Raw genomic sequence first — 21,960 nt, 5'->3', positions numbered from 1 at the left:
ACAATGGGTAACGGAACATCCATCGGCCGCGTTCGCGGCCTCGGCTCGGCCAAGGCCGGTGCGCACCACTGGCTGGTGCAGCGCTTCACCGCCATCGGCAACCTGCTGCTGGTGCTCTGGCTCGCCGTCTCGATCCTGCTGCTGCCGGACATGACCTACGCCTCGGTTTCCGAGTGGCTCTCCACGCCGGTTCCGGCGACGGCAATGGCGCTGCTGGTCGTGTCGACCTTCTGGCATGCACGCATCGGCCTGCAGGTCGTGGTCGAGGACTATGTCCATGAGCACGCCAACAAGTTCGCCTGCATCGCCGCCCTGAACCTTGCCGCATTCGCTGGCGCCGCCTTCGGCGTCTTCTGCGTCGTCCGCCTCGCGCTGGGAGCCCACGCCTGATGTCCGCCCCTGCTTACAAGATCATCGACCACATCTATGACACCGTCGTCGTCGGCGCCGGTGGTTCGGGTCTGCGTGCCACGATGGGCTCGGCCGAAGCCGGCCTGAAGACCGCGTGCATCACCAAGGTCTTCCCGACCCGTTCGCACACCGTTGCGGCGCAGGGCGGCATCGCCGCCTCGCTGCAGAACAACACGCCGGACCACTGGACCTGGCACATGTACGACACCGTCAAGGGGTCGGACTGGCTGGGTGACCAGGACGCCATCGAATACATGGTGCGCGAAGCTCCGCAGGCGGTCTACGAGCTGGAGCACGCCGGTGTGCCCTTCAGCCGCAACGCCGACGGCACGATCTACCAGCGCCCGTTCGGCGGCCACATGCAGAACATGGGCGAAGGCCCGCCGGTGCAGCGCACTTGCGCCGCCGCCGACCGTACCGGTCACGCCATGCTGCACGCGCTGTACCAGCAGTCGCTGAAGTATGACGCGGACTTCTTCATCGAATACTTCGCGATCGACCTGATCATGGACGGCGGCAAGTGCGTCGGCGTGATTGCGCTGTGCCTTGATGACGGCTCGATCCACCGCTTCCGCTCGCAGGCCGTCGTGCTTGCGACCGGTGGTTACGGCCGCAGCTACTACACCGCCACTTCGGCCCATACGTGCACCGGCGACGGTGGCGGCATGGTCCTGCGCGCCGGCCTGCCCCTGCAGGACATGGAATTCGTGCAGTTCCACCCGACCGGCATCTACGGCGCGGGCGTGCTCATCACCGAAGGCGCGCGCGGCGAGGGCGGCTACCTTACCAATTCCGAAGGCGAGCGCTTCATGGAGCGCTACGCGCCTTCCGCGAAGGACCTCGCCTCGCGCGATGTCGTCTCGCGCTCGATGGCGCTGGAAATCCGCGAAGGCCGCGGCGTCGGTCCGCACAAGGACCACATCTACCTGCACCTCGATCACATCGATCCCAAGGTGCTGGCAGAGCGTCTGCCGGGCATCACCGAGAGCGGCAAGATCTTTGCGGGCGTCGACCTGACCCGCCAGCCGCTGCCGGTCGTCCCGACCGTGCACTACAACATGGGCGGCATCCCCTGTAACTATCACGGCGAAGTCGTGACCATCGGCCCGGACGGCAATCCGGACACCGTGGTCCCGGGCCTGTTCGCTGTGGGCGAAGCCGCATGCGTTTCGGTCCATGGCGCCAATCGCCTGGGTTCGAACTCGCTGATCGACCTCGTGGTCTTCGGCCGTGCGACCGGCCACCGCCTCAAGGAAATCGTCAAGGCCGGCGCAGCGCAGCCCGAACTGCCGAAGGACTCGGCGGACATGGCTCTCACCCGCCTCGACCACTTCCGCAATGCCAACGGCGGTTCGCCGACCGCGGAAGTCCGCACCGAGATGCAGCGTACGATGTCGGCTCACGCCGCAGTGTTCCGCACCGACGAACTCATGGTCGAAGGCAAGCAGAAGCTCGCCGACACCTATGAGCGCATGCAGGACATCAAGGTCACCGACCGCGGCCTGATCTGGAACTCGGACCTGGTGGAAACGCTGGAACTCGACAACCTGATCTCGCAGGCTTCGGTAACGCTGCACGGCGCGCAGGCGCGCAAGGAAAGCCGCGGCGCCCACGCGCACGAGGACTTCCCGAACCGCGACGACGCGAACTGGATGAAGCACACTGTCGGCTGGTTCAACGGCTGGGGCGGCAACGGCGGCGAAGTCCGTCTCGACTACCGTCCGGTCCACGAATATACGCTCACCGACGATGTCGAGTACATCAAGCCCAAGGCGCGCGTTTACTAAGATCATGGCGGGGCGCGCGGCGATCCTGAGATCCTGGGTCGCCGCCGCGCCCCTGCTTGCCCTGCTTCACCCGGCCCCCGTCACCGCGAAGCAGGAGCCTCCCGCCCGGGAGGCAGTAGATCCGGCATCGATTGCCGGCACTTACGACGGTTCCCAGATGGAAATGGCCGCCTGGCTGGAACTGGGCGATGATGGCCGGTACCGCTATGCGCTGAGCTACGGCGCTATCGACGAATATTCGTCGGGAACCTGGACCCGCCAGGATGGCGGCATCGTACTCAACAGCGATCCGTCCACGCCGCCGCAATTCGAACTGCTGGGGACCGAGCAGGGGACGGGCGCACCCGATGCCGTGACGCTCCACCTCGAAGGGACCGGCAACCTGCCGATCTCTTTGTTCAGCGCTGTCGTCGAGCGCGGCGACGGGACGAGCACGATCGCCGACTTCTCTGACGGATCACTGCAGATCCCGCTCTCGGAAAGTGACCAGCTTCTCTCGATAGCTCTCTCCCTGCCGATCCTGGAAGTGAGGGGGGAACCGATTTCTGTGCCGGAACCCTCGGGCAAGTCGCTCTATTTCGCGTTCCATGCCAATGACCTTGGTTTCAAGGCATTCGACCACGCGGGCCTGTTCGAGAGCGACGGAATGTTCCTGCTCGAACGCTACGGACGCCAAATAGCATTCCGCAAGGTTTCTCCGTAGGCGTTCTCTTCATTCATCCCGCGTTCATGTTTACAAACGTAATCGATTACGCCTGTAAACGATGGAGGCGAAGGTGTCCGACGAAGCCGTGCAGCCTGAGCGCATCTCGGAAGCCGAGCATGCGGTGATGGAGGCGCTGTGGGAACGCAGCCCGCTTACCGCCCAGGAAGTCTGCGAGGAAGTCTGCGGTCCGCGCGGCTGGAGCCTTGCGACGGTGAAGACGCTTCTCTCGCGTCTTGTCGCCAAGCAGGCTGTGACCACCGAGCCAGACGGCAAGCGCTTCCTCTACTCACCGAAAATGGCACGCGACGCCTATGTCGGAACGGAAAGCCGCCGCCTTGTCGACCGCCTCTTCGGCGGGCGCGCGGCCCCGCTCTTCGCTCACCTCGCGCAGAACGAGGCGTTGACGGAAAATGACATCGCCGAGATCGAGGCCCTGCTGAAGGAGCTCAAGTCATGATCGCGTGGCTTACCGATACGCTTGTGATGACCGGCGTGCTGATGGCGCTGGTACTCGTGGTCCGCCGCCCGGTCGGGCGCTGGTTCGGCCCGGCTGCTGCCTACGCGCTTTGGGCGCTGCCGATGGTGCGCCTTATTTTGCCACCGCTTGCGTTGCCGCAGGGCCTCCTGCCGCGGCCAGAAGTGGCGATCGAGCCGATCGTGGCGAGCGCGAGGACCATGGCTCCTGGCTCGGCAGAGCTTGCGGCGCATTCGTTGGGGCAGGGGGGGGCCGTCACGGCCGTACCCATCGCTGCTGCGACCGATCCGGGGTTCTTGGCGCAAGTGCCCTGGACCGGCCTGCTGATCGCTCTCTGGCTTGGCGGCGCCGCCGTGTTCCTGGGCTGGCGTGTCTGGAATTACGCCTCCATGCGGCGCGAACTGCTGGCGGGAGCGCGGCAGGTTGCGCAAGCCGAGGGCGTGCGCATCGTCGAGACTCCGGCCGCTGCCGCGCCGCTTGCCTTCGGTATCTTCGACAAGGTTGTGGCTTTGCCGTCCGGGTTTCTGGCTGAGACGGATAGCGAAAGTTCCGACTTCGCGATTGCCCATGAGCTGGAGCACCACGCGGGCAATGACCTGATCGCGATTATCGCAGTTCAGCCGCTCTTCGCGCTTCATTGGTTCAATCCGCTGGCGTGGGCGGCCTGGCGCGCGCTTCGCGGGGACCAGGAGGCTGCGTGCGATGCCCGGGTCATGGCGGGTTGTGATCGCAAGACGCGGGCGCGCTACGGCCGGCTCATCGCCTCGTATGCGGCCGGCTCGCGGCTCGCGCTTGCGGCTCCGATTGCCGGACCGCTGGGCGGTGAAAAACCGATCATTCATCGTCTCAAGGCATTGGCCTGCACCGACGTTTCGCCGGCTCGCCGCGTGCTTGCCCGCAGTCTCTTCGCGGCATCGCTCGTGGCAGTCCCGATGACGGCCACGGTCAGCTACGCGGCGATGGAAGTGCCGGAAATTCCCGAAGCACCGGAACCGCCGTCGCCCCGCACTCCGCCTGAACCGCCTCAGGCGCCCGAACCGCCTTCGGTTCCCGATGCAGAAATGCCGGGCAGGGACCTGGCGCTGCCTGCACCCCCGGCTCCTCCGGCCCCGCCGTCAGCCGTCGTCGAGGCTCGGCAGGAAGCGGAACTGCAACGCGCTGAAGCCGAAGTGGAACGCCAAGCCGCCGATGCCGAACGTCGGGCCGCGCAGGCGGAACGTCGCGCAGCCGAAGTTGAGCGCAGTGCAGCCCGGGCGGCAGCCCGTGCGCCGCAAGTGAGTGAAAGCGTCTCCACCGATGGCAAGGTCCGCCATATCCACATCGTTACCAAGGACGAGAATGGGCGGAACGTCGTGACCAGGGAAATGGTCATCGATGAAACCTGTCCGGCCGACAGTTCCGGACATGACGAAGTGAGTGACCGCAGCAGGTCCGTTCGGATCTGCGCGGGTGAACCCAAGGGGATCCACAAGGTCGTCATAACGTCGCTCCAGTCGGCCCGCGCGGCAGTCGCCACCGACCGCAGTATCAAGGAAGATGTGCGCACCGAAATCCTGCTCGACCTCGACCGGGAAATCGAGCGGGCGCGCAAGGAAATGGGTGCGAGCAGGGGCTGATCCGGGCCGGGTCTGAGAGGTACCGGCGTCAGGCCGATCTCGTCACCCCGGCGAGGGCAAGCATGACGCTGATCTTCCCGTAAAGCCTAACGAACGCACGTCACTACGGACCGGGTCCGCGGTGGTGCGTGCGTATCGATCAGGGAATCCTCTGGACGACCGGCTCGGAAACGATGGGAACGCCGGCGCTTGTCGTCTCCTGCGCCTTGCCGTCCTGCTGCCTGTCGTCCTTGCGGTCTTCCTGCGCCTTCTTGTCATCGTCCTTCTTATCGTCGTCCTTCTTGTCATCATCCTTCTCGTTCTGGGCGAGGTAGGCGTTGATGACTTTTTGCGTAGCGGGTGAGGCGGGGTAGGCGCAGCCGCGCTGGGCGCCCACGCCCTTGAGAAAACCGCGGCGGGCCAGTCCCGCCTGAATGGCGGCACGCACGGCGCGCTCCTGCGCATTGGCACCGGAAAGTTCGCGGATCAGCCCGCGGAAGGGAATGAAGGAACTGACCACCCACTTGGCGACGCGCCCGGCACTGACCCGGTCGCGTGCCTCCTGCGGCAGGTCCATGTCCGGGCCGAGGATCGTATCGAGCCGCTCGACCGCGGCAACGAGCTGCTTGCACCTGCCAAGGTCGGTAAGGTCGTAGGGCTTGTCGATTGCCTCGATCAGGATCGGCGGAATTTCTTCCTTTGTGATGTTGAGATCGGTCGTGGGAGTCTTGGCGACGTCCATCACATCGGGGTCGCTGTCGGTGATCGGCTTATCCTGGCTGCGCGCTTCGGCCTGGCCCAGCGATAGCGCTGCAGCCACGGTAACCAGGAAAAACGATCTCAGCACTCGCACCCTTCAGGTCCTTTCACTCGGGAAACCGGGAGCGGCCATCTCCCCTACTGTTGATTGAACGTATCGCAGGCGTCCTCGTTCCCGGTCTCGATGCCGCGCCGCAGCCACTTCATGCGCTGGGCGCTGCTGCCGTGGGTGAAGCGCTCCGGGCTCACCGAGCGACCGGCCCCGCGCATCAGGGCATCGTCGCCGATGGCACTGGCAGCGGTCATGCCTTCTTCCATGTCGCCCGGTTCGATCAGGTCGGCATGTTTGCCGGCCCAGACACCGGCATAGCAATCCGCCTGGAGTTCCATGCGCACCGACAGGGCATTGGCCTGCGAGGGGTTCTGCTGCTGCGCATTGCGGACCTTCCGGTCGAGCCCGAGAAGGCTTTGCACGTGGTGGCCGTACTCATGGGCAATCACGTAGTAGCGGGCGAAGTCTCCGCGCGCGCCGAGCTGGCGGTCGAGCTGGTCGTAGAAGGACGTGTCGATGTAGATGCCCCGGTCGGCGGGGCAGTAGAACGGTCCCATTGCGCTTTGCGCAGCGCCGCAACCGGTGCGGGTGCCGCCGGTAAAGAAGTTGAGCGTGGGCTGATCGAAGGCGATGTCGGCCCGTTCGAACAGCGGTTGCCATGTCCGGTTCAGCGAATCGAGCGCGTTGCAGGCCTCCAGCGAATAGGCATTGGCTTCGCAGATCGCGGTGGCATCGGTCGGGGCTGCACGGCTATCGGGCGAGGGCTGCTGCTGTTGCTGCACTTCGCTGATGGTGCCGAGCATCTGCGCCGGATCGAGCCCGAAAACGAGCGCGCCGATCAGGACGAGGACGATCGAGCCGCACCCCAGCTTCGCTCCGCCTCCACCCGGAAAACCGCCGCCGCCACCACCCCGGCGTACCTTGATGTTCGCAGGATCGAACCGGTTGAGCCGCATGATGGGGTATCCTTTCCCGTCCGTTTCGCCGTCCGCCCAAGCGCTGGGAGAACAAGACCAAATCTGCCTATCCGGACTGCTAACGAAAGTGAAATTGAATTGGCTTGCATCGGTTCCCGCATCTTCGTGAGGCACTCATGCAACGCTGTTGCTCATCGACGCGCAAAAAACGACTGCAATCGCGAAGTTTTCTGACACCTGCCGAATTTCCATCGTATAGAAGAGCGGCAATGAATTGGGGTGCAGTGGCAGGTTCGACGCGAACGGTCAGGGCTATCGCTCTTGGCCTCATTCTCGTTGTTTGCACGCCTGTCCACGCCTTTGCCGCCAGTTCGCGAACCGACCGCGAGATTCAGGCCCAACTGCTCGCGCAGATCAAGGTCCTCGCCAGCGACAATTTCGACGGGCGCGAGCCGGGCACCGAGGGCGAGGCGAAGACCTTGCGCTACATCGCCCGGCAATGGTTCGACATCGGCCTTGTCTCAGGCACCAACGATCCGGGCAATGAGTGGTTCATGCCCGTCACGCTCGTCGCGCGCGAGCCTGCCGCCTCCAAGGCGACGTTCCAGCGCAAGGGCTATCGTACCGCATTGACGCCCGCCAATATCCTCGTCCTGACTTCCGGCCACCGCAGTCTGGTGCGCAATGCTCCGCTGCTTTTCGTCGGCAAGGCGCGCGGCAATGACTTCACCCGCAACGAACTGGCGGGCCGGATCGCAGTCATCCTCGATGGCAGCCGCCCCGACAGCGAGCGGCAGAACGAGTTGCTTTCCCTTGGCGCTTCGGCCGTGCTTACCGTTCTCGACGGCGAGCGCAGCCTCGAGCAGGTTGCCGCGCGCCGCAAGCGATCGGGCTATGCGCTTTCCGATGACGCGATTGGCGGCGACCTTGAGGCCTTCATCACCCGCGAGGACATGGTGAGCCTGCTCAAGGGCACTTCGCAAAGTCTCGAAGAGCTGGAGAAACTGGCCGATGCGGCAGACTTCGCGCCGGTCACCCTCGACCTGACCGCGTCGCTGGAGGCGACGACGCGCGAAACGACGATCCATACGCACAACCTGATCGGCAAGCTGCCCGGCCGCCATCCCGAGGCGGGCGCCGTGCTCTACGTGGCGCACTGGGACCATTTCGGCGAGTGCGGCGAGCCGACCGCGGAGGACCGGATCTGCAACGGTGCGGTCGACAATGCCAGCGGGGTCGCGGCGATGACCGAGGTGGCGCGCCGACTTGCCCGTGGCCAGCCGCTCGACCGCGACGTCTATTTCCTCGCAACGACGGCGGAGGAACTGGGCCTTCTCGGCGCCCATGCCTTTGCCGAGAATCCGCCGCTGCCACTCACCCGGATCGTCGCGGCCTTCAATATCGATTCGGTCGCGATTGCGCCCAAGGGCACGCCTTTCGCCATTGTCGGACGCGGCATGACCTCGCTCGATGCGGACATCGCCAAGGTCGCCAAGGCAGAGAAATTCCGCCTGCGCGACAACGACGATGCCAACGAATTCGTCAAGCGGCAGGACGGCTGGGCCTTGTTGCAGCACGACATTCCTACCGTCATGGTGACCACAGCCTATGGCGACATCGAGCGCATGCGCGCCTTTTTCGACGGGGATTATCATAGACCTAGCGACGATCTTTCGCATCCGATCGAACTGGGCGGGGCGGTTCAGGACGTGAAGATGCTGACCGCACTGGGCCGCTGGTTCGGGGATCTGCGCAAGGTGCCGACGGAGCCCGGCGCCGGTTGACCGGCAATCTGTGCCGCATTGGCGAAATCAGGCACTAGCCCAATTGGGCACCTTTGATTACATGGGCCGCCACGATTCTCCCCCGCACAAGGCATGGTGGCACACATGGAAATCCAGCTCGGACTTACTTTCGACGACGTCCTGCTGCGTCCGGCTAAGTCCGACATCGTCCCGACCCAAGCCGATACCCGCACGCGTCTCACCCGCGAAATCGGTCTCAACATCCCGGTCATTTCCTCGGCGATGGATACCGTTACCGAAGCCGACATGGCGATCGTCATGGCGCAGATGGGCGGCATCGGCGTTCTCCACCGCAACCTGACGATCGAAGAGCAGTGCGCCGCGGTCCGCGCGGTCAAGCGCTTCGAAAGCGGCATGGTGGTCAACCCGATCACGATTTCGCCCGATGCGACCCTTGGCGAGGCGCAGGCGATCATGCTCGCCAACCGCATCAGCGGCATTCCGGTCGTGGAAGGTCCGGGCAAGCTGGTCGGCATCCTGACCAACCGTGACGTGCGCTTTGCCGACAACCCAAGCCAGCCGGTCCGCGAACTCATGACGCATGAGAACCTCGCGACGGTCCAGGTCGGCGTATCGCAGGAAGAGGCGCGCCGCCTGCTGCACCACCGCCGCATTGAAAAGCTGCTGGTCGTCGACGATTCGTTCCACTGCGTCGGCCTGATCACGGTCAAGGACATCGAGAAGGCCGTCACTTATCCCGACGCCACCAAGGACGCAGCGGGCCGCCTGCGCGTCGCTGCGGCGACGACCGTGGGCGACAAGGGCTTCGAGCGCACCGAGGCGCTGCTCGCCGCCGAATGCGACGTCGTCGTGATCGACACTGCGCACGGCCATAACAGGGACGTCGCGCTTGCCGTGGAGCGCGTGAAGAAGCTGTCGAACTCGGCGCAGGTCATTGCCGGCAACATCGCCACGGCCGAAGCGGCCCGTGCGCTGATCGATGCCGGTGCGGACTGCGTTAAGGTCGGTATCGGCCCCGGCTCGATCTGCACCACCCGCGTCGTTGCCGGCGTCGGCGTGCCGCAGCTGACCGCGATCATGGATGCCGCCGAGGAAGCCGACAAGTCGGGCGTGCCGGTCATCGCCGATGGCGGTCTGCGCACTTCGGGCGATGCCGCCAAGGCGCTGGCTGCCGGTGCCTCGACCATCATGGTCGGCTCGATGCTGGCCGGTACCGAGGAAGCCCCGGGCGAGACGTTCCTGTATCAGGGACGCGCCTACAAGTCCTACCGCGGCATGGGCTCGGTCGGCGCCATGGGCCGTGGCTCGGCGGACCGTTATTTCCAGGGCGACATCAAGGACCAGATGAAGCTCGTGCCCGAAGGTATTGAAGGCCAGGTGGCCTTCAAGGGCCCGGCCAAGGATGTCATCCACCAGCTCGTGGGCGGCGTGAAGGCGGCCATGGGCTACACCGGGTCGGCGACCATCGAGGACATGCGCAAGAACGCGCAGTTCGTGCGCATCACCAATGCGGGGCTGCGCGAGAGCCACGTCCACGACGTCACGATTACCCGCGAGGCGCCGAACTACCCGTCGCGTTGAGGGGCGGGCGATGACGCCCGCCGCCCGCGTTCAGGCCGCGATCGAGATCCTCGATCTCGTGATCGCGGCCGCGCGCGCAAATGGCGCGCCTGCCGACCGGCTGATCGTCGACTGGTTCCGTGCGCGCCGATTTGCCGGCAGCAAGGACCGACGGGCGGTGCGCGAGCTGGCCTACCGGGCAATCCGGGCCTGCGGCGAAGTGCCCGAGACCGGCCGCACGGCGATGTTGCGTGTCGCTGCCGAGGATCCGGCTCTGGCATCCCTGTTCGACGGATCGCGCCATGCCCCCGCGCCTGTCGAAGCGGATGAGCCAAGGGCCGAAGGCGGCGTTGCGCCCGTCTGGCTGGCGGATCGTCTGGCTGCCAGCGGCGTGTCGCAAGCCGACGCGGCATCGCTGCTTGACCGCGCACCGCTCGACATTCGGGTCAATACGCTGCGGGCAGGGCGCGTAACCCTGCCGGAAGGTGCCGAGCGGACGGTCGCGGCAAACGGCTGGCGCTATCCGCCCGAGACCCGCATCGAGCAGTCCGATGCCTATGCGATGGGCGCCATCGAAGTGCAGGATACCGGCTCGCAGCTTACCTGCGAGGCCGTGGCGGCCAAGCCGGGCGAAACGGTAATCGACTTGTGCGCCGGGGCGGGCGGCAAGACCCTTGCGCTGGCCGCAACGATGGAAAACCGGGGCAACCTGATTGCCTGCGACGCCGACCGTGCACGTCTTTCGCGACTGGCTCCGCGCGCAGAGCGTGCGGGGGTGACGATGGTCGAGACCGTGCTGCTCGATCCCGGCCGCGAGGTCGAGGCGCTGGAGCCGTGGCGAGGCAAGGCCGATGCGGTGCTTGTCGATGCGCCCTGTTCGGGAACCGGCACCTGGCGACGCAATCCCGAGGCGCGCTGGCGTCTCACGCCCGGGCAGCTCGATCGCTATGTCGCGATCCAGTCGCGCCTGCTCGATGTCGCGGCGGGGCTGGTGCGCCCCGGCGGGCGCCTCGTCTTCGTGACGTGTTCGCTGCTGGACGAGGAGGGCGCCGATCAGGCGAGCGGCTTCCTTGCGCGCCATCCCGGCTGGCGGGCCGATATTCCGGTGCTTCCCGCCGGATCCGAGCGCGGCTCCGGGCTGCGCCTGTCACCGTATCATGACGGGACCGACGGCTTTTTCGTCGCACGTATGACTTGCGTATGATAGCGTAATCCCCATGATGAGGACGAAACCCTCGGCCAAGGACATGCTGATGCGTTACACGCCCGCTGCCATTGCTCTTTCGCTTCTCGTTGCCGTTTCTTCCAGCGCCATCCTCTCCGAACCCTCGGAGGCGCTCGATCCGCGTGCCGCGAAGCTGATGAGCGAAGGACGCAACGCCGTCTCCACCGGAAAGCTGCAGGCTGCGATCGATGCCTACGAAGCGGCACTGACCGTCGAACCGGGCAATGTCTCGGTGCTGGTCGCGCTGGCCGATGCCACCCGCCGCACCGGAATGCAGGGCAAGGCCGTGCACTATTACCGCATGGTCCTGGACTCCGATCCCCGCAATCTCGATGCGCTTGCCGGCGAAGGCGTGGCGCTGGCCGAAAAGGGCGCGACCGAGAAGGCAAGCCGCAATCTGGCCCGGCTCGAAACGCTCTGCGGGAATTCCTGCGCCGCGACGGAAAAGCTCGCCGCCGCCATCGCCAAGGGCCCGAGCCCGCGCATGGTCACCGCCGAAGCCGTGACGCCCAAGCCCATCGTCAGCGAGAACTGATCGCGCGCGCCCGGCCGCGACGCTGAAACCCCTTCAGCAGAACGGTCGGACTCTACCCATATTCAAAGCGGAATAGCGCGCCTTGAGTGTGCTCAGATCAGGGCGCGAAACTCTTCCAGTACAGAGCGATAGACGCGCTTCTTGAAAGGCACGATGAGGTCGGGAAGCAGCGCGGCCTCGACCCATTTCCAGTCGCAGAACTCGGGCGGATTGTGCGCCTTCAGGTTCACGTCCTTGTCGCCGCCTTCGAAGCGGGCGAGGAACCAGTGCTGGCGTTGCCCGCGGTACTTGCCCTTCCACAGCTTGCCCAGCAGTTCGTCGGGCAGGTCGTAGAGCAATTCTTCCCTGGTGCGGCTCAGGATCGTCACGTGCCGCTCCGTCACGCCGGTTTCCTCGTGAAGCTCGCGCAGCGCCGCTTCCCTGAGATCCTCGCCATCGTCGACGCCGCCCTGCGGCATCTGCCACCAGTCGCCTTCCTTGGTGTCGATTCGCTTGCCGACGAAGACTTTCCCGTCAGCGTTGACGAGCATGACTCCGACGCAGGGGCGATAAGGCAGGGACGAAAAATCGTTCATCGAGAATAAGGATTCCGTGGGTTATGAGGAGGTGCGGCGGGAGAGAAGGGATGCTGCAATAGCCGGTCCGCGCAACGCATGAAACAGAGAATGACCGATGCCGGTGCTCTTGACTAGCGTCTTTTATGGTTCTCTTGCGGAAATGACAGGTTTGTCCGCCTGAGAGATTTTCTAAATTGCACCCGGGCCCCGGAAAGCCCACGTGCAAAAAGGCAAGAGCAGTTCCGGCGCGCAGCCGAAGAGGAAAATGATGGCATCAATTACAGCCGAACAGGAAAAGCCGGCTTCCGTTCAGGAAGCATCGCCCGAAGCCGTCGTCGTGCGCTTCGCCGGCGACTCGGGCGATGGCATGCAGCTCACCGGCGGTCAGTTCACGCTGTCGACCGCGCTGGCGGGTAACGACCTGGCGACCTTCCCGGACTTTCCGGCGGAAATCCGTGCGCCGCAGGGGACGCTGTTCGGCGTCTCGGCTTTCCAGATCAACTTCGGTTCGAGCGAGATCACGACCGCGGGCGACGCGCCCGACGTGCTCGTGGCGATGAACCCGGCCGCGCTGAAGACCAACGTCCAGGCGCTCAAGCCCGGCGGTCTCGTCATTGCCGACACCGGCGAGTTCTCTAAGCGCAACCTCGACAAGGCGAAGTACGAGACCAGCCCGCTCGAGGATGGCAGCCTCGCCAAGTGGGATGTGCTGGCCTTCGATATTTCGGCGCTCACCCTTGAGGCGGTGAAGCCTTTCGGCCTTGGCAACAAGGAAGCGCTGCGCTGCAAGAACATGTGGACGCTGGGCCTGGCCCTGTGGATGTTCGACCGCGACCGTGAGCCGCTTGTGAACTGGCTCAAGACCAAGTTCGCCAAGAACCCTGTTCTCGCCGACGCCAACATCGCCGCGCTCAACGCCGGCCATGCCTATGGCGAAACCGCCGAACTGGCCGGTCCGCTCAAGAAGCTGCACATCGATCCGGTGCCTTCCGAACCGGGCCTCTACCGCACGATCACCGGTGCGGAAGCCGTTTCGCTCGGCCTCGTGGCCGGTGCGCAGCTGGCCGAACTGCCGATGTTCTTCGGCGGCTACCCGATCACTCCGGCTTCGGCGATCCTTCACAACCTCGTGAAGATGAAGGAATTCGGCGTCACCACCTTCCAGGCGGAAGACGAAATCGCCGCGATTTGCGCGGCCATCGGCGCCTCCTATGCCGGCCAGCTCGGCGTTACTTCGTCCTCGGGCCCGGGCATTGCGCTCAAGGGTGAGGCGATGGGTCTTGCGATCATGACCGAGCTGCCGCTCATCATCGTCAACTCGCAGCGCGGCGGTCCTTCGACGGGCCTGCCGACCAAGACCGAGCAGTCGGACCTCTACCAGGCGGTCTACGGTCGCAACGGCGACGCGCCGTTGCCGGTCATCGCCGCCCGCTCGCCCGCCGATGCCTTCGAATGCGCCATCGAGGCCTGCCGCATCGCCACCCAGTTCATGACCCCGGTCATGCTGCTGACCGATGGCTACATCGGCAATGCGTCTGAGCCGTGGCTGGTGCCCGATCCCTCGACCTTCGAGCCGTTCCCGGTCAAGTTCCTCGAGGACACCAACAACCCGGACGGCAAGGTCCTGCCCTACAAGCGCGACGAGCGCGGCGTGCGGCCGTGGATCAAGCCCGGCACCGCCGAACTGATGCACCGCGTCGGCGGCATCGAGAAGGCCATCGACACCGGTGACCTCGATTATTCGCCCACGACGCACCAGGCCCAGACCGACGCGCGCAAGGCGAAGGTCGACGGCATCGCCGCGGCGGTGCCTGCGCAGGACGTCTGCCTCGGTAACGACAAGGGCAGGCTGGCGGTTGTCGGCTGGGGCTCGACCTACGGGCCGATCCACCAGGCGGTCCGCCGTGCGCGCCGCAAGGGCTTTGACGTCAGCCACATCCACGTCCGCCACGTCTGGCCGCTCCCGGCCAACATGGGCGACCTGCTTGCCGGTTTCGACAAGGTGCTCGTCCCCGAGATGAACACCGGACAGTTCAAGACCGTGCTGCGCGACCAGTTCCTGGTCGATGCCGTGCCGCTCAACAAGACCAGCGGCCAGCCTTTCGCCATCGCCGAGATCGAGGATGCCATCGCGTCCTTCTTCGACGGCGTGCCCGGCCATGCCGAAGGCGAAGTGCCCGTCAACGATACCCAGCTCCCGAGCCCGGAGGCCTGAGCCATGAACGACATGACCCCCATCCAGACCACGCTGAAGGACTGGGAATCCGATCAGGAAGTGCGCTGGTGCCCCGGCTGCGGCGACTACGCGATCCTCAAGGCGGTGCAGCGCACCCTGCCGATGATCGGCGCCGACCCGAAGAACACCGTGTTCGTCTCGGGCATCGGCTGCTCCAGCCGCTTCCCGTACTACGTCGAAAGCTACGGCTTCCACACGATCCACGGCCGCGCCCCGGCGTTCGCCACCGGCATCAAGCTCGCCAATCCCGAGCTCGACGTCTGGCTGGTGACCGGCGACGGTGACGGCATGTCGATCGGCGGCAATCACACGATGCACGTGCTGCGCCGCAACCTCGACTGCCAGATCATGCTGTTCAACAACGAGATCTACGGGCTGACCAAGGGCCAGTACTCGCCCACCAGCCGCGTCGGCACCAGCTCGCCGACGTCGCCGGTCGGCTCGGTCGACCGTCCGGCGCTGCCCTGCGCCTTCGCGCTGGGTTCGGGCGCGCGCTTCGTGGCGCGCGGCTACGACGTTTCGAAGGACTTGCCCGAAGTGCTCAAGGCGGCTCACGCCCACAAGGGCGCGGCCTTCATCGAGATCTTCCAGAATTGCATCGTCTACAACAAGGATCGCTTCGACGACTTCACTGCCAAGGGTGTTGCGGCCGAGAACCAGATCTGGTGCACCGACGGTGAGCCGCTGCTCTTCGCCAAGGGCACCAAGGGCCTCTCGCTCGATCACACTACGCTGACCCTCAAGGTTGTCGATGTCGTCGACGGTGACTGGCAGGCAGCCGATGTCGCGGTTCACAACGTGAAGAACCGCGGCCTTGCGCACATGCTGGTCGAAATGCCCTTCGGCCCGTTCCCGATGGCGCTGGGCGTGATCTACGACGATCCGCGCCCGACTTTCGAAGGCGAAGTCGTGGCCGAACGCGCAAAGCTGATCGAAGGCAAGACCGCCAATCTCGGCAAGCTGCTCTCGAAGGGCCAGACCTGGACCGTCGAGGAAAAGGACGCAGCCCACGGCCTGATGGACTGATGACACCGGGGTGAGATCTGCCCGAAGGTTGGTCTCACCCCCACGTTTTCGCTTTCAGTTCGGCGTTCGCGCGGCCACCTTCCGCCGAACCATGGCCGCAGCACGCTCAATCGTGCTCCAGCCGTTCGGCCGTCATCTGCGCGGGCCGATAGAGCAGGGCAGAGGCCGCAAAGGCCCAGCCTGCGCCGCCGAGCCATCCCGCAATAACGTCGCTGGGCCAATGGACGCCAAGCCAGACCCGGCTCCACGCAATCGCCATGCTGGCCAGGACGGCGCCGCCGATCACCGTCATGCGCACCGATTGCCGCGGGCTCAGCGCCGCGAAGGCAAGGGCCATGGCGATATAGACGGCCGCGGAGTTGAAGCTGTGGCCGCTCGGAAAGCTCATTCCGCCGGCCTCTGTGAGATGCGGCACGATTTCCGGCCTCGGCCTGCCGAACAGGACCTTGGCCGCGCTGTTGGCGATAAGGCCGCCGATCACCGTCAAGGCCAGCAAGGCCGCTTCGCGTCGCAGCTTCAGGAAGAGCAGGGCAACGACCGCGCAAAGCGCGAAGAGATTGCGCAAAAGGGTGCCGCCCAGGGCCGTGACGTCGCGCACGGTTTCCAGCAGCCGGGTCGGCCCGACCGTGCGCAAGTCGCTGTCGCGCCAGAACAGCAGGCCGGCCTTGTCGATGGCGGTGATGTGGCCTGTCTCTACCGCCCAGACCATCATGGCGAAGCCGAGCCAGCACAGACTTGCGGCGATCAGCGCCTTGCGCGGATCGATCCGGTAACTGGAAGTCGGAAAGCTTGCGGAATTGTCTGCGGCTACCATAGAGTTACGGAACGTCCCTGAGGCAATCGCGTTCCGGTCCCATGTCAGCCCAATCGTCAGCCCAATCGTCAGCCAATTCGCACACTCCCGTCATCGTCTGGTTTCGCCGTGACTTGCGGCTTTCGGATCAGGCGGCGCTGGCTGCGGCTGCCGCGCAAGGTCCGGTCCTGCCGGTCTATGTCCTCGACGACGAGACGCCCAGGCACCGGGCGATGGGCAGCGCCTCGCGCTGGTGGCTGCACTACAGCCTCGCAAGCCTCGATGCTACCTTGCGGGAGAAAGGCTCCCGGCTGATCCTGCGCAAGGGCAAGTGCGAGGACGTCCTGGCCGCGCTGGCGCAGGAAAGCGGCGCAAGCGAAGTCCACGCGCTTCACCATTACGAACCCTGGTGGCGCAATGCCGAAAAAAGTGTCGGCAAGCGGCTGACCCTGCACTTGCACCATGGCAATTATCTTGCCCCGCCCGGAACCGTCACGACCGGCTCGGGCAGTCCCTACAAGATCTACACGCCGTTCTGGCGCGCGCTGAACGAGCGCATGCCCCCGCCGGACCCGCAGCGCCGACCGCAGAACATCGCCTTGCCGGACAGCTGGCCCGCATCCGACGCGCTCGATGACTGGCGACTGCTGCCGACACAGCCCGATTGGGCAGGGGGCATGCGCGATATGTGGGAGCCGGGCGAGGAAGGCGCGAAGAAGCGCCTGCGCGCCTTTGCCGATCACGCCTCACGTTACGAAGGGCAGCGTAACCTGCCCGCGGTGGAGGGCACTTCCTTCCTTTCGCCGCACCTGCACTTCGGCGAAGTCTCTCCGGCGCAAGTCTGGCATGCGACCTCGTCGGCGGGCGGATCGGTCGCGACGTTTCTGGGCGAGATCGGCTGGCGTGACTATGCGCAGAACGTGATCGTGCAGTTTCCCGACTATGGCAGCCGGTCGGCACGGGATACCTTCGAGCACTTCCCCTGGCGTTCGGGAAAGGAGGCGCAGGAAGACTTGCGCGCCTGGCAGATGGGCATGACCGGCTATCCTATCGTCGATGCCGGGATGCGCCAGCTCTGGCATACCGGCTGGATGCACAACCGGGTGCGGATGATCGCGGCCAGCTTCCTCATCAAGCACCTGCTGATCGACTGGCAGGAAGGAGAGCAGTGGTTCTGGGATACGCTGGTCGATGCCGATTATGCCTCGAACGCGGTCAACTGGCAGTGGACCGCCGGATCGGGCGTCGATTCCAACATGTTCGTGCGGATCATGGCGCCGCTGACGCAGTCTGAGAAATTCGACGCGGCAGCCTACATCCGTGAATGGGTGCCCGAGCTGGCGGACCTGCCGGATGCCGAGATCCACGATCCGGGACCGATGTATCGGCCCGGGGACTATCCCGCCCGAATTGTCGAACATCGCGCCGCCAGGGAGCGGGCGCTCGCCGCATGGGAGAAGGCAAAAGGGTGAATGCGATGGTTGCTGGTGGATTGCCCCGGTGTGACTTTGTGTTCATATCAAGGACATGAACGCGCCAGTTTCCGGGAGGGGTGAGGAACTCGTGGAGGGCGGCCGCGCCATTGGCGTTGGGCCGCAATGGTTCGCCTGGCTGTGGTCGGGCGGCGTCAAGCGGGTCCTCGACCAGATCGACCGCGGTCTTGATCGCGGTTCCATCCTTGCCACGCTGCCTTCGGGCGAGACCCGCCTGCTGGGCGGGCGCGACACCGGCTTCGATGCGGTGGTCAAGATCAATTCCTGGCGCGCGATCCTGCGGCTGGCGACAGCCGGCTCGGTAGGCTGGTACCAGGCCTGGGATGCTGGAGAGTGGGAAAGCCCCGACCCGGTCCCACTGTTTGCGCTGTTCATGGACAATGCCGTATCGCTGGGCAATTCGGGCCGCGCCCATGGCCCCTGGCGGCTGCTGACGCGGCTGGTCCACTGGCTGCACCGTAACACCCGCACCGGTTCGCTGCGTAACATCCACGCGCACTACGACCTCGGCAACGACTTCTACGAAGAGTGGTTGGGCGAGACGATGCTCTATTCGAGCGGGGTCTTCGCCGCGCCCGATGATGGGCCCAACGCGCTGAGCCAGTTCGTTACCCGGCTCGACATGGCCCAGTCCAACAAGGTTTCCGCGATTGTCGAGCGTCTCGATATCGCGCCGGACGACAAGGTACTGGAGATCGGGTGCGGCTGGGGCACGCTCGCGGCATTCATGGCGGGGAACGAGGCCGTCCACGTCGATGCGATCAGCCTCTCCGACGAGCAGCTTGCCTATGCGCGTGAGCGCTGGGAGATCGAGAATGGAACCGTCGATTTCCGCAAGCAGGACTATCGCGATGTCGGCCTCGGCGATGAAGGGGGGCAGTACGACGCGGTCGTTTCGGTCGAGATGGTCGAGGCGGTGGGCCGCGAGTACTGGCCCGATTTCCTCGACTGCATCGCGCGCAATCTCAAGGCCGGGGGCAGGGCCGGGCTCCAGCTTATCTCGATGCGCGACGAGATCTTCGAAGGCTATGCGCGCAGCGCGGACTTCATCCAGACCTTTATCTTCCCCGGGGGAATGCTGATCCGCGAATCGGAGTTCCGCCGATTGGCCGAAGAACGCGGGCTATCATGGGAAGACCGCACGAGCTTCGGTCTGGACTATGCGAAAACCTTGCGCGAATGGCGGCGCAATTTCGATGTCGCGGTTGAGGAAGGCCGTCTCCCGGCGGGATTTGACGAGCGCTTCGTGCGGCTATGGCGCTTTTACCTGATGTATTGCGAGGGCGGCTTTCGCGGCGGCGGCATCGACGTCGCACAAGTCACGCTGGTCAAGCGCGGCTAAGCACCGTTCCGCATCCGTTGGGCCCTGTCAGGTCAGGGGCGATACGTCGGATCGTCCGACCAGCGCGAGACGATGTTGTCGAGAATGATGGGGCTCAGCAGATTCTCGAAGGCGCAGCCGGTCAATCCGTTGTCCCACCAGATGACTTTCGCCGAAAGTGACTCCATCCCCGGCAGGGTGATCCAGCAGCGGGTCCCGGGATGCAGGCGGCTGACCGCCGTGGCCGAGAAGCCGGACAGAGAGAGATCCCGCACGACGGTCTGGAAGCTGCGGCCCCCGGACGGGCGGAGCCCGGCCGGAATGGTCAGCTTCACGCGATGTGCGCTGCGGTCTTCCTGAGCGGCGAACTCGTATTTGTCCTGTTCCGTTCCAACCATGGAGATGCAATCCTGTCGTAGCCGGAAACCGGGCACGATGCCCGGAATGACTCCGAAAGATCGCAGGCAGGGGTTAACGGAAACTTAAGCCGGCTGGTTAACGGTCTCGCGATGTCCCGTAGGGAACGGTTCACCCAGCAGCGCAACCATGCGGTCGGCCACCACTTCGGGCGGTTTGACCGAAGCGGGCGCTTCGCCGGGATAGGCGCGGGCCCGCATTGCGGTGCGAGTGGCGCCGGGATTGACGATGGCGACGCGGATCTTCGAGAGTTTGGCGGTTTCCTGGCCGTAGCAGTCCAGCAGGACTTCGAAGGCTGCCTTGGTCGCGCCATAGGCGCCCCAGAACGCGCGCGGCTGGCCTGCGACCGTGGTGGTCATGCCGATCACCCGGGCATCGGCGCTCTTGCGCAGGAGCGGGTCGAAATTGGCGATCAGCGCCTGGGTCGCCAGTACATTGGTCGTCAGGGCCTTGTTGAAGGCCTTCTGGTCGATGTCCGCCACCGAAGTCAGCTCCGGCAGGATCGCAGCATTGACGACGAGGATGTCGAGCTTGCCCCACCGCTGCGAGACTGCCGTGGCGAGGCGTGCGATTCCGTCGGGCTCGACAAGGTCGACAGGGGCGATCGTGGCCGAACCGCCAGCCTCGAAGATCGCTTGCTCGACGCCTTCGAGCGCCTTGGTGTCGCGCGCAGTGAGCACGACATGCGCGCCCGCAGCAGCCAGCGCCTGCGCGGTTGCGGCGCCGATGCCGCGGCTGGCACCGGTGACGAGCGCAATCTGGCCCTCGAACGGCTTGTCGCTTCCCGTGTCGCTCATCGTTTCGTCACGCGGCCGTGAGCTGTTGCGGACGAAGTTCGGTGAAGTCGGTCAGCTTGGTCGGATATTCGCCCGAGAAGCAGGCATCGCAGAACTGCGGGCACTTCTTGTTGCGCTTCGCTTCGCCCACGGCACGGTAGAGGCCGTCGATGGAGACAAAGGCGAGACTGTCGGCCTTGATGAACTCGGCCATGGCCTGAATGTCCATCTTGGCGGCGAGCAGTTTCGAACGCTCCGGCGTGTCGACGCCGTAAAAGCACGAGTGGCTGGTCGGCGGGCTGGCGATGCGCATGTGCACTTCGGCAGCGCCGGCATCGCGCATCATCTCGACGATCTTGAGCGAGGTGGTGCCGCGCACGATCGAATCGTCGATCAGGATGATCCGCTTGCCTTCCACGAGGGCGCGGTTGGCATTGTGCTTGCGCTTCACGTCGGCATGGCGGGCAGCGTCACCCGGCTGGATGAAGGTGCGTCCGACATAGTGCGAACGGATGATACCCAGCTCGAAGGGAATGCCCGATTCCTGTGCGTAGCCGATCGCGGCGGGGACGCCGCTGTCGGGCACCGGGATAACGATGTCGGCAGGCGCCGGCGCTTCCTTGGCCAGTTCGACGCCGATCTGCTTGCGCACGCCGTAGACCGAGCGGCCGTCCATCACCGAATCGGGGCGGCTGAAGTAGACGTGTTCGAAGATGCAGGGGCGCGGGGCAGGGCTGCCGAAGGGACGGTGGCTGGAAATCGTGCCCTTGTGGTCGACCTGGACCAGCTCACCGGGTTCGACTGCGCGGGTGAATTCCGCACCGATCACGTCGAGCGCGACGGTTTCCGAGGCGAACACTGTGGCATCGCCGAGGCGGCCCATGACCAGCGGGCGGATGCCCAGCGGGTCGCGGCAGGCGATCATGCCCTCGGAAGTCATGCAGATCAGCGAATAGGCGCCCTCGACCATGCGCAGCGCATCGATGAAGCGGTCGAGCAGGGTGGGATAGCGGCTGGTCGCGACGAGGTGGATGATCACCTCGGTGTCGGAAGTCGACTGGAAGATCGAACCCTTCGACACGAGATCGCGCTTGAGCGTCATCGCGTTGGAGATGTTGCCGTTATGGGCGATGGAGAAACCGCCAGCGGCGAGGTCGGCGAAGAGAGGCTGCACGTTGCGCAGGCCCGATCCGCCGGTCGTCGAATAGCGCACATGGCCGGAGGCCATCGTGCCGGGCAGCGTGTCCAGTTCCTTCTGCGAGAAGACCTGGGCGACATGGCCAAGGCCGCGGTGGGAGTGGAACTCCGTCCCGCTGAAACTGGTGATGCCCACGGCCTCCTGGCCGCGGTGCTGCAGGGAATGGAGCCCGGCTGCGGCAACATTTGCCGCATCCTTGGCACCGATCACGCCGAAAACGCCGCACTCTTCGCGCAGCTTGTCCCCGTCGGCGTCTCGAAAGGGGTGAGTTAGGTTCATGGAGTCGTCCGGCCCGCTGGCGCGTCAATGTCTGCGGCGCATTTGGCGGGGTTCGCCCGCAATTGCAAGGGGTGTG

The 21,960-nt window shown here is 65.1% G+C and carries 20 protein-coding genes; 13 read left to right on the top strand and 7 right to left on the bottom strand.

The features are described from left to right. Window positions 1-3: 3 nt before the first annotated feature. From sdhD to PP1Y_RS21230, 5 genes are all read left to right on the top strand, one after another. Complete coding sequence (gene sdhD / locus PP1Y_RS21250) at window positions 4-390, top strand: succinate dehydrogenase, hydrophobic membrane anchor protein (protein ID WP_013834037.1); 387 nt, start codon at window positions 4-6, stop codon at window positions 388-390. Beyond that, on the top strand, window positions 390-2,198 hold the full coding sequence (gene sdhA / locus PP1Y_RS21245; protein WP_007014764.1) for a succinate dehydrogenase flavoprotein subunit: 1,809 nt from the start codon (window positions 390-392) through the stop codon (window positions 2,196-2,198). The genes sdhD and sdhA overlap by 1 nt, the downstream gene beginning before the upstream one ends. A 4-nt stretch (window positions 2,199-2,202) precedes the next feature. Further along, the gene (locus PP1Y_RS21240) at window positions 2,203-2,901 is read left to right on the top strand and encodes a hypothetical protein (protein ID WP_013834036.1); all 699 of its coding nucleotides are present in this window, start codon (window positions 2,203-2,205) and stop codon (window positions 2,899-2,901) included. A 61-nt stretch (window positions 2,902-2,962) separates the two neighbouring features. Beyond that, window positions 2,963-3,361, top strand: coding sequence for a BlaI/MecI/CopY family transcriptional regulator (locus PP1Y_RS21235; protein WP_013834035.1), 399 nt, complete (start codon window positions 2,963-2,965; stop codon window positions 3,359-3,361). Next, window positions 3,358-4,995: a M56 family metallopeptidase gene (locus PP1Y_RS21230; RefSeq protein ID WP_013834034.1), complete on the top strand. Its 1,638-nt coding sequence runs from the start codon at window positions 3,358-3,360 to the stop codon at window positions 4,993-4,995. The genes PP1Y_RS21235 and PP1Y_RS21230 overlap by 4 nt, the downstream gene beginning before the upstream one ends. Before the next feature lie 139 nt (window positions 4,996-5,134). Here the strand turns inward: PP1Y_RS21230 and PP1Y_RS21225 are convergent, their stop codons facing one another. Both PP1Y_RS21225 and PP1Y_RS21220 read right to left on the bottom strand, forming a co-directional pair. Beyond that, window positions 5,135-5,821 carry a hypothetical protein gene (locus PP1Y_RS21225; RefSeq protein ID WP_041559069.1) on the bottom strand — a complete coding sequence of 229 codons (687 nt, stop codon included), beginning with the start codon at window positions 5,819-5,821 and terminating at the stop codon, window positions 5,135-5,137. Window positions 5,822-5,871: 50 nt separating this feature from the next. After that, the gene (locus PP1Y_RS21220) at window positions 5,872-6,741 is read right to left on the bottom strand and encodes a neutral zinc metallopeptidase (protein WP_013834032.1); all 870 of its coding nucleotides are present in this window, start codon (window positions 6,739-6,741) and stop codon (window positions 5,872-5,874) included. Window positions 6,742-6,971: 230 nt separating this feature from the next. Here PP1Y_RS21220 and PP1Y_RS21215 point away from each other — a divergent pair, with 230 nt between their 5' ends. The 4 genes from PP1Y_RS21215 to PP1Y_RS21200 all read left to right on the top strand — a co-directional run bounded on the left by PP1Y_RS21215 (window position 6,972) and on the right by PP1Y_RS21200 (window position 11,788). Then, window positions 6,972-8,486 carry a M20/M25/M40 family metallo-hydrolase gene (locus PP1Y_RS21215; RefSeq protein ID WP_013834031.1) on the top strand — a complete coding sequence of 505 codons (1,515 nt, stop codon included), beginning with the start codon at window positions 6,972-6,974 and terminating at the stop codon, window positions 8,484-8,486. 105 nt (window positions 8,487-8,591) lie between these two features. Next, window positions 8,592-10,049, top strand: a complete 1,458-nt coding sequence (gene guaB / locus PP1Y_RS21210; RefSeq protein ID WP_007014769.1) for an IMP dehydrogenase — start codon at window positions 8,592-8,594, stop codon at window positions 10,047-10,049. 10 nt (window positions 10,050-10,059) lie between these two features. Further along, window positions 10,060-11,232, top strand: coding sequence for an RsmB/NOP family class I SAM-dependent RNA methyltransferase (locus tag PP1Y_RS21205; RefSeq protein WP_013834030.1), 1,173 nt, complete (start codon window positions 10,060-10,062; stop codon window positions 11,230-11,232). Window positions 11,233-11,245: 13 nt separating this feature from the next. Continuing rightward, window positions 11,246-11,788 carry a hypothetical protein gene (locus PP1Y_RS21200; protein WP_041559068.1) on the top strand — a complete coding sequence of 181 codons (543 nt, stop codon included), beginning with the start codon at window positions 11,246-11,248 and terminating at the stop codon, window positions 11,786-11,788. 92 nt (window positions 11,789-11,880) lie between these two features. On the opposite strand, the gene PP1Y_RS21195 is transcribed toward PP1Y_RS21200, so the two are convergent. After that, window positions 11,881-12,363, bottom strand: a complete 483-nt coding sequence (locus PP1Y_RS21195; RefSeq protein WP_013834028.1) for an RNA pyrophosphohydrolase — start codon at window positions 12,361-12,363, stop codon at window positions 11,881-11,883. Between the two features lie 250 nt (window positions 12,364-12,613). On the opposite strand from PP1Y_RS21195, the gene PP1Y_RS21190 reads away from it, so the two are divergent. Then, complete coding sequence (locus PP1Y_RS21190; RefSeq protein ID WP_013834027.1) at window positions 12,614-14,560, top strand: 2-oxoacid:acceptor oxidoreductase subunit alpha; 1,947 nt, start codon at window positions 12,614-12,616, stop codon at window positions 14,558-14,560. 3 nt (window positions 14,561-14,563) lie between these two features. Then, entirely contained in the window at window positions 14,564-15,607 is a 1,044-nt protein-coding gene (locus PP1Y_RS21185) for a 2-oxoacid:ferredoxin oxidoreductase subunit beta (protein ID WP_007014774.1), read from the top strand. A 106-nt stretch (window positions 15,608-15,713) separates the two neighbouring features. Here the strand turns inward: PP1Y_RS21185 and PP1Y_RS21180 are convergent, their stop codons facing one another. Beyond that, window positions 15,714-16,421: a phosphatase PAP2 family protein gene (locus tag PP1Y_RS21180; RefSeq protein ID WP_013834026.1), complete on the bottom strand. Its 708-nt coding sequence runs from the start codon at window positions 16,419-16,421 to the stop codon at window positions 15,714-15,716. 41 nt (window positions 16,422-16,462) lie between these two features. On the opposite strand from PP1Y_RS21180, the gene PP1Y_RS21175 reads away from it, so the two are divergent. Continuing rightward, window positions 16,463-17,872 (top strand): deoxyribodipyrimidine photo-lyase, encoded by a 1,410-nt coding sequence (locus PP1Y_RS21175; protein ID WP_013834025.1) that lies wholly within the window; start codon window positions 16,463-16,465, stop codon window positions 17,870-17,872. A gap of 55 nt (window positions 17,873-17,927) precedes the next feature. Next, entirely contained in the window at window positions 17,928-19,235 is a 1,308-nt protein-coding gene (locus PP1Y_RS21170) for a cyclopropane-fatty-acyl-phospholipid synthase family protein (RefSeq protein ID WP_013834024.1), read from the top strand. 32 nt (window positions 19,236-19,267) lie between these two features. Here PP1Y_RS21170 and PP1Y_RS21165 read toward each other — a convergent pair whose 3' ends face one another. The 3 genes from PP1Y_RS21165 to purF all read right to left on the bottom strand — a co-directional run bounded on the left by PP1Y_RS21165 (window position 19,268) and on the right by purF (window position 21,884). Next, window positions 19,268-19,612, bottom strand: a complete 345-nt coding sequence (locus PP1Y_RS21165) for a PilZ domain-containing protein (protein ID WP_013834023.1) — start codon at window positions 19,610-19,612, stop codon at window positions 19,268-19,270. Window positions 19,613-19,696: 84 nt separating this feature from the next. Further along, entirely contained in the window at window positions 19,697-20,428 is a 732-nt protein-coding gene (locus tag PP1Y_RS21160) for an SDR family oxidoreductase (RefSeq protein WP_013834022.1), read from the bottom strand. A gap of 7 nt (window positions 20,429-20,435) precedes the next feature. Continuing rightward, the gene (gene purF, locus PP1Y_RS21155) at window positions 20,436-21,884 is read right to left on the bottom strand and encodes an amidophosphoribosyltransferase (protein ID WP_007014780.1); all 1,449 of its coding nucleotides are present in this window, start codon (window positions 21,882-21,884) and stop codon (window positions 20,436-20,438) included. Window positions 21,885-21,960: the final 76 nt, after the last annotated feature.

The sequence above is a fragment of the Novosphingobium sp. PP1Y genome, assembly GCF_000253255.1.
Lineage (GTDB): Bacteria > Pseudomonadota > Alphaproteobacteria > Sphingomonadales > Sphingomonadaceae > Novosphingobium.
Note: the sequence above shows the minus strand (reverse complement) of the source record. Positions and strands in the feature narration are given on the sequence as shown.

Excerpts from the sequence above, each read along its gene's own strand:
- sdhD (WP_013834037.1), top strand. The coding sequence starts at position 4 with ATGGGTAACGGAACATCCATCGGCCGCGTTCGCGGCCTCGGCTCGGCC.
- sdhA (WP_007014764.1), top strand. The coding sequence starts at position 390 with ATGTCCGCCCCTGCTTACAAGATCATCGACCACATCTATGACACCGTC.
- PP1Y_RS21240 (WP_013834036.1), top strand. The coding sequence starts at position 2,203 with ATGGCGGGGCGCGCGGCGATCCTGAGATCCTGGGTCGCCGCCGCGCCC.
- PP1Y_RS21235 (WP_013834035.1), top strand. The coding sequence starts at position 2,963 with ATGGAGGCGAAGGTGTCCGACGAAGCCGTGCAGCCTGAGCGCATCTCG.
- PP1Y_RS21230 (WP_013834034.1), top strand. The coding sequence starts at position 3,358 with ATGATCGCGTGGCTTACCGATACGCTTGTGATGACCGGCGTGCTGATG.
- PP1Y_RS21220 (WP_013834032.1), bottom strand. The coding sequence starts at position 6,741 with ATGCGGCTCAACCGGTTCGATCCTGCGAACATCAAGGTACGCCGGGGT.
- PP1Y_RS21215 (WP_013834031.1), top strand. The coding sequence starts at position 6,972 with ATGAATTGGGGTGCAGTGGCAGGTTCGACGCGAACGGTCAGGGCTATC.
- guaB (WP_007014769.1), top strand. The coding sequence starts at position 8,592 with ATGGAAATCCAGCTCGGACTTACTTTCGACGACGTCCTGCTGCGTCCG.
- PP1Y_RS21205 (WP_013834030.1), top strand. The coding sequence starts at position 10,060 with ATGACGCCCGCCGCCCGCGTTCAGGCCGCGATCGAGATCCTCGATCTC.
- PP1Y_RS21200 (WP_041559068.1), top strand. The coding sequence starts at position 11,246 with ATGATGAGGACGAAACCCTCGGCCAAGGACATGCTGATGCGTTACACG.
- PP1Y_RS21195 (WP_013834028.1), bottom strand. The coding sequence starts at position 12,363 with ATGAACGATTTTTCGTCCCTGCCTTATCGCCCCTGCGTCGGAGTCATG.
- PP1Y_RS21190 (WP_013834027.1), top strand. The coding sequence starts at position 12,614 with ATGGCATCAATTACAGCCGAACAGGAAAAGCCGGCTTCCGTTCAGGAA.
- PP1Y_RS21185 (WP_007014774.1), top strand. The coding sequence starts at position 14,564 with ATGAACGACATGACCCCCATCCAGACCACGCTGAAGGACTGGGAATCC.
- PP1Y_RS21180 (WP_013834026.1), bottom strand. The coding sequence starts at position 16,421 with ATGGTAGCCGCAGACAATTCCGCAAGCTTTCCGACTTCCAGTTACCGG.
- PP1Y_RS21175 (WP_013834025.1), top strand. The coding sequence starts at position 16,463 with ATGTCAGCCCAATCGTCAGCCCAATCGTCAGCCAATTCGCACACTCCC.
- PP1Y_RS21170 (WP_013834024.1), top strand. The coding sequence starts at position 17,928 with ATGAACGCGCCAGTTTCCGGGAGGGGTGAGGAACTCGTGGAGGGCGGC.
- PP1Y_RS21165 (WP_013834023.1), bottom strand. The coding sequence starts at position 19,612 with ATGGTTGGAACGGAACAGGACAAATACGAGTTCGCCGCTCAGGAAGAC.
- PP1Y_RS21160 (WP_013834022.1), bottom strand. The coding sequence starts at position 20,428 with ATGAGCGACACGGGAAGCGACAAGCCGTTCGAGGGCCAGATTGCGCTC.
- purF (WP_007014780.1), bottom strand. The coding sequence starts at position 21,884 with ATGAACCTAACTCACCCCTTTCGAGACGCCGACGGGGACAAGCTGCGC.